General features: G+C 73.9%; 4 protein-coding genes, 1 tRNA gene and 1 pseudogene. 5 read left to right on the plus strand and 1 reads right to left on the minus strand.

Translation table 11 applies throughout. From position 1 onward, the window contains the following. Positions 1 to 184 precede the first annotated feature (184 nt). From NOD94_RS40140 to NOD94_RS40150, 3 genes are all read left to right on the plus strand, one after another. A complete protein-coding gene (locus NOD94_RS40140) occupies positions 185 to 964 on the plus strand; it encodes an HAD-IIA family hydrolase (RefSeq protein ID WP_281211187.1) in 780 nt (259 codons plus the stop codon). Positions 965 to 1,077: 113 nt separating this feature from the next. Further along, positions 1,078 to 1,713 carry a hypothetical protein gene (locus tag NOD94_RS40145; RefSeq protein WP_281211188.1) on the plus strand — a complete coding sequence of 212 codons (636 nt, stop codon included), beginning with the start codon at positions 1,078 to 1,080 and terminating at the stop codon, positions 1,711 to 1,713. Continuing rightward, positions 1,710 to 2,372: a class F sortase gene (locus NOD94_RS40150; RefSeq protein WP_281211189.1), complete on the plus strand. Its 663-nt coding sequence runs from the start codon at positions 1,710 to 1,712 to the stop codon at positions 2,370 to 2,372. The genes NOD94_RS40145 and NOD94_RS40150 overlap by 4 nt, the downstream gene beginning before the upstream one ends. A gap of 102 nt (positions 2,373 to 2,474) precedes the next feature. On the opposite strand, the gene NOD94_RS40155 is transcribed toward NOD94_RS40150, so the two are convergent. Continuing rightward, a tRNA-Lys gene (locus tag NOD94_RS40155) sits at positions 2,475 to 2,548 on the minus strand. Between the two features lie 227 nt (positions 2,549 to 2,775). Between NOD94_RS40155 and NOD94_RS40160 the strand changes: the two genes are divergently transcribed. Together NOD94_RS40160 and NOD94_RS40165 are read left to right on the plus strand one after the other, a co-directional pair. Further along, on the plus strand, positions 2,776 to 4,158 hold the full coding sequence (locus NOD94_RS40160) for a peptidoglycan-binding protein (RefSeq protein ID WP_281211190.1): 1,383 nt from the start codon (positions 2,776 to 2,778) through the stop codon (positions 4,156 to 4,158). An 11-nt stretch (positions 4,159 to 4,169) separates the two neighbouring features. Beyond that, positions 4,170 to 5,109 (plus strand): annotated as a pseudogene (locus tag NOD94_RS40165) (hypothetical protein); the annotation flags it as partial.

The following is a 5,109-nucleotide window of genomic DNA, read 5'->3' on the forward strand; positions in this document are numbered from 1 at the left end:
AAAAACAAGTGTTTGTGGGCGTTCGACACCGACACGCGGGGCCCCCCCCCCCCCGGGGGCCCCGGCGGGCCGGGGCCCCCCCCCCGCGCCCCGGCCCCGGCATGGATAGGGTGGTACAGACCAGAGGCCCCCGAGGCCAGTAGGCCTCCGAGGTCAGAGGCCCCGCAGAGCGGAGAACAGTCCCGTGGCAGAGCGCAAGCCGATCGAATCCTGGCTCACCGACATGGACGGGGTCCTCATCCACGAGGGCACCCCGATCCCCGGTGCCGACGCCTTCATCAAGCGGCTGCGCGAGTCCGGCAAGCCCTTCCTGGTGCTGACGAACAACTCCATCTACACCCCGCGCGACCTCCAGGCCCGGCTCAGCCGGATGGGCCTCCACGTGCCGGTGGAGAACATCTGGACCTCGGCGCTCGCCACCGCGAAGTTCCTCGACGACCAGCGCCCGGGCGGCACCGCCTACGTCATCGGCGAGGCCGGTCTGACCACCGCCCTCCACGACATCGGCTACATCCTCACCGACCACGAACCCGACTACGTGGTGCTCGGCGAGACCCGCACCTACAGCTTCGAGGCCATGACGAAGGCCGTCCGCCTGATCAACGGCGGCGCCCGCTTCATCTGCACCAACCCCGACGAGACCGGCCCCTCCACCGAGGGCCCGCTGCCCGCCACGGGCGCCGTCGCCGCGCTCATCACCAAGGCGACCGGCAAGCAGCCGTACTTCGCCGGCAAGCCCAACCCGCTGATGATGCGCACCGGCCTCAACGCCATCGGCGCGCACTCCGAGAGCAGCGCCATGATCGGCGACCGGATGGACACCGACGTCCTGGCCGGACTGGAGGCGGGCATGCAGACCTTCCTCGTACTGACCGGACTGACCACGGCGCAGGACACCGAAAAGTTCCCCTACCGGCCGACGAAGACCGTCGACTCCATCGCGGACCTCGTCGACCTGGTCTAGCCACGCCCCGCGCGGCATTGGCGCGTACGGCTGACACAGACGGGCCAAAAGAGCGCCGCTCCGGATGCGGAGCGGCGCGTCGCGCGTGAATCTCCTAGGAGAGGAGGTTCACCATGCGCAGTTCACTGCTCGCTCTCCGTGTCGCGGGGGTGGCCGTCGCCCTGACGGCGTGCTCCGTCGTGACCGCACCCACGGCCCTCGCCAACGAATGGGACCGCGGCGGCGTCTCGGCGGAACCGAACCCGGCCGAGCCGGGGGCACTGGTCAAGCTGCGCGTCCGCGGCTGTGACGGCGGCCGGGGTCTGGCCCACTCCTCCGTCTTCGTGTCGGAGGTCCGGCTGTCCGACGGCCGCGACGGCCAGGCGCTGTACGGCGAGGCGATCATCCGCTCGCACGCCCAGCCCGGCTGGCACGAGATCCGCGTGAAGTGCGACGGCAAGGGCGGCCACGGCGACAAGGGCGACAAGGGCGGCCACGAGGAGGTTCGGGGCTCGATCGAGGTCCGGCACCGCGAGCACCACCGCCCCGACCCGTACCGCTCGCCGGTCTGGCCCGTCCACGCGGGCGGCGGCGGCATGTCGGCGGAGCTCGCGGAGACGACGCGGCTCGCCGCGGCGACGAAGAAGAGCCACGCGGCCGACGGCCCGGGCCTGCCGCACACCCTGATCGGAGCGGCCCTCGCGGCCGTGGCCACCCTGGCGGTCGCGGGCCGGGCCCTCACCCTGCGCCGCCGCCGCAGCGGCGGATGAGCGAGGACCGGGCCACCCCGGGCGGCCGACTGCTGACCTTCACCGCCTGGTCGGTGCTGGTCCTGGGCCTGTGGCTGTGGGGCAAGGAGATCACCGGCGTGCCGCCCGGTGCGCAGGCCGGGCAGGGCGGCGGCCCGGTGGCCGCGGGCATGCCGGCCGCCCACGCCCCGATGTCCGGGGTGATGCCGGCCCGGGTCGACGTACCGTCCATAGGCGTCCAGGCCCCGGTGATCTCGCGGGGCCTGGATTCCCGGGGTTCGATCGACCCGCCGCCGTACGAGCTCCCGGGCACGGTGGGCTGGTGGGGCGCCGGGGCCGCGCCCGGAGCGGCGGGGACGGCGCTGATGGTGGGACACGTGGACACCAAGTCGAAGCCGGCGGTGTTCTTCGGCCTGTCCACGGTGAAACCGGGGGCCAAGATCCGCGTCGCCCGCGCGGACGGCTCGGTCGCCGAGTTCACGGTCGAGGACGTGAAGACCTACGAGCGGACCGAATTCGACCCGAAGAAGGCGTACGGCCCCCGGGTCGACGGCCGGGCCGAACTGCGGCTGGTGACCTGCGGCGGCAACTACGACAAGACGGCCAAGCAGTACTCGGCGAACGTGGTCGTCTCCGCCTACCTGACGGGGACCGGCTTCCGCTCCGGCACCGAGGTGTAGGCACCCCTGGCATCACGGGAACGACACGACACCGCACGACACCGCACGACACAACGGAAGAAGCCCTCCGCAGCTTTCGCTGCGGAGGGCTTCTCCTTGTCGTGCGCCGCCAGGGACTCGAACCCCGGACCCGCTGATTAAGAGTCAGCTGCTCTAACCAACTGAGCTAGCGGCGCCTGCTGACAGAGAAAACTCTACCCCACCTCAAGGGTTGCTCGTGACCAGCCGCGCCCGCGTTGTCCGATTAACCCATGTTTGGGGTGTTTATCGTGCACGATATGTCTGGTCGAGCCGAATCTGATGCCCCGCCAGATGCGTGCCCGGCCGACCAGTGGACGAGCAGGGGAGTGGACGGAACCGCATGACGACGCAGCCTCCGGTGCACGAGCAGCCGCCGGCACCGATGCCGATGCCGGTCTTCGAGGACTACCAGCCCGCGGGCGACTGCCAGTGCCCGGGATGCGCGCAGAGGCGTCGCGCCCTCGCGCGCGGGCGGGCCATACCGCTTCGGGACGGCGGCCACCCGGCCGCGCGGGGGGCCCGCCGGGCGCTGGTGCTCGCCACCGCGGCCGGTGTGGTCCTGAGCGGCGGCGGCAGCGCGGTGGCCCTGCACACGCCGGCTCCCGGCCCGGGTCCGGTGACCCTGGACGACCCCGACACCCCGCAGGGCGGCCGGGCCCCGCTGCACGGACGTCCGTCGACCGGTCGCCCGCCGGGCCTGCCCGGCGCCCCGTCGGCCGTCCGGCGCATCGACCGGGCGACGATCATCAACCGGGCGAAGCTGTGGTTGGACGCCAAGGTCCCCTACAGCATGTCCGAGTACTGGACGGACGGCTACCGGCAGGACTGCTCGGGCTACGTCTCGATGGCCTGGAACCTCGGCACCAACGAGTGGACCGGCAGCCTCCACACGTTCGCCACCCCGATCACCAAGGACGAGCTGCTGCCGGGGGACATGCTGCTCTTCCACAACCCGGCGAACCCCAACAACGGCTCCCACGTGACCCTCTTCGGCGGCTGGGCCGACGAGACGCGCACGCACTACGTCGCCTACGAGCAGACGCGCCCGACGACGCGGAAGCAGGCCACGCCGTACGCGTACTGGAACAACGCGACCAAGTACCTGCCGTACCGGTTCAACGGTGTGGCGGGCGGGATCGTGCCGGAGGCTCCGCAGCCCGGACCCGCCCCGGTCGTCTCGACCGTCTTCCCCGGGAAGGCGAAGTTCGGCCCCGGCGCGGACAACGCGCACGTCGCCGAGCTCGGCGCGATGCTGATCGGCCGCGGCGCGTCCCGCTTCTACCCACAGGGTGCGAGCAGGAAATGGAGCGACTCCGACCGGCAGGCCACCCAGGCCTTCCAGCAGGCCCAGGGCTGGACGGGCACCGACGCCGACGGGATCCCCGGCTCGCACACCTGGCGGCTGCTGGTGGAACGGGGCGGCAAGGACATCCCGCCCGCGACCCCCGGCGGATCGACGTCGCCCACCACGCCCACCACCCCCACCGCTCCGACGGTTCCGATCGGCCACGCGGGGCCGGGCGGGGTGCCCGCGTACCCCGGGGCGGCGGCCTTCCGCCCGGGCAAGTCCCATCCGGCCATCACAGCCCTCGGCCGCCAGTTGGTGAAGAAGGGCTTCGGCAAGCACTACACGTCCGGTCCGGGCGCCCGCTGGAGCGAGGCCGACCGCCGCAACGTCGAGGCCTTCCAGCGCGCCCAGGGCTGGCGCGGGGCCTCGGCCGACGGTTACCCGGGCCCGGAAACCTGGCGGCGGCTGTTCGCATGACGGAGGCAACGATGTACCCCACGCGCACCACGTCCACGACGGGCACCCTCCACGTCCCCCCGGCCGCGACCGCGGCCCCGGGGGCGGGGAACCGCGCCCCGGCGGGTCACACCCTCCCGGCGGAGCCACCGGCCGCCGCGATGCCGGCACCCGCGACCGACCGTCCCCGCGAGATGTCGTCGCGGCCCGTGGTCCGGCCGTCGGAAACCGGCACCGGGCTCGGCGCCGAACAGCCGGACCGGGTCACCCGGTCGGCGCCGCAGGCCGGATCCCACGCGGCTGCCCCGTCCGAGGAGTTCCCGACCCTCGGTTTCGCCGCCCGGCGATCGGCCGGGCCCGCGGACCGGGTCGCGGAACCGGTGGAGCAGCCCGGGCCGCACGCGTTCGTGGCCGGAGGCACCTTCGATCCGCTCGCGCGGGTCCGGCCCGAGGAGGCCCCGGCCGGGGCCCGGACGGCGGCCTCCGCGGCGGGGCGGTGGCCGACGGTGGTCGCGGCCGAGCCGGTCCGGTCCGGTACGGAGTACCCGGCGCGGGGCGCGGCCCCGGCGCCGGAGTCCCGGTACCGGGAACCGGCGGCGTTCGCCGAGGTGGCTCCGTCCGCGTCGGCTTCCGGGACGCGGGCCCCGGCCCGGGACGCGGACCGGTCCTCGGAGTTCCGCTCCGGGCACGCCGGCCCGGCGGGCCCGTACGGGGAGGAACACCGGGTGCGGCACGCGGGCTCGCAGATTCAGGTTCCGGTCCCGGTCGGGGGCCCCGGGGCGGACCCCCTGGACCCGGTGTCGGAGGGCTGGGCCCCGTCCCCGGCGGGCCGCGCCGCGGAGTCCGGTCCCGCGGCCGGGCTCGACGAGCGGTCGGCCCCTGGCGCCGGGTACGCCGGGCCGGTGGACCACCCGGCGCGGCCCCACCCGCAGGACGCGATGGTGGTCGGCGTTTCCGGGGGGGGGGGGGGCC

The organism is Streptomyces sp. Isolate_45, from assembly GCF_024721315.2.
Taxonomy (GTDB): domain Bacteria; phylum Actinomycetota; class Actinomycetes; order Streptomycetales; family Streptomycetaceae; genus Streptomyces.

Excerpts from the sequence above, each read along its gene's own strand:
- NOD94_RS40145 (WP_281211188.1), top strand. The coding sequence starts at position 1,078 with ATGCGCAGTTCACTGCTCGCTCTCCGTGTCGCGGGGGTGGCCGTCGCC.
- NOD94_RS40150 (WP_281211189.1), top strand. The coding sequence starts at position 1,710 with ATGAGCGAGGACCGGGCCACCCCGGGCGGCCGACTGCTGACCTTCACC.
- NOD94_RS40160 (WP_281211190.1), top strand. The coding sequence starts at position 2,776 with ATGCCGATGCCGGTCTTCGAGGACTACCAGCCCGCGGGCGACTGCCAG.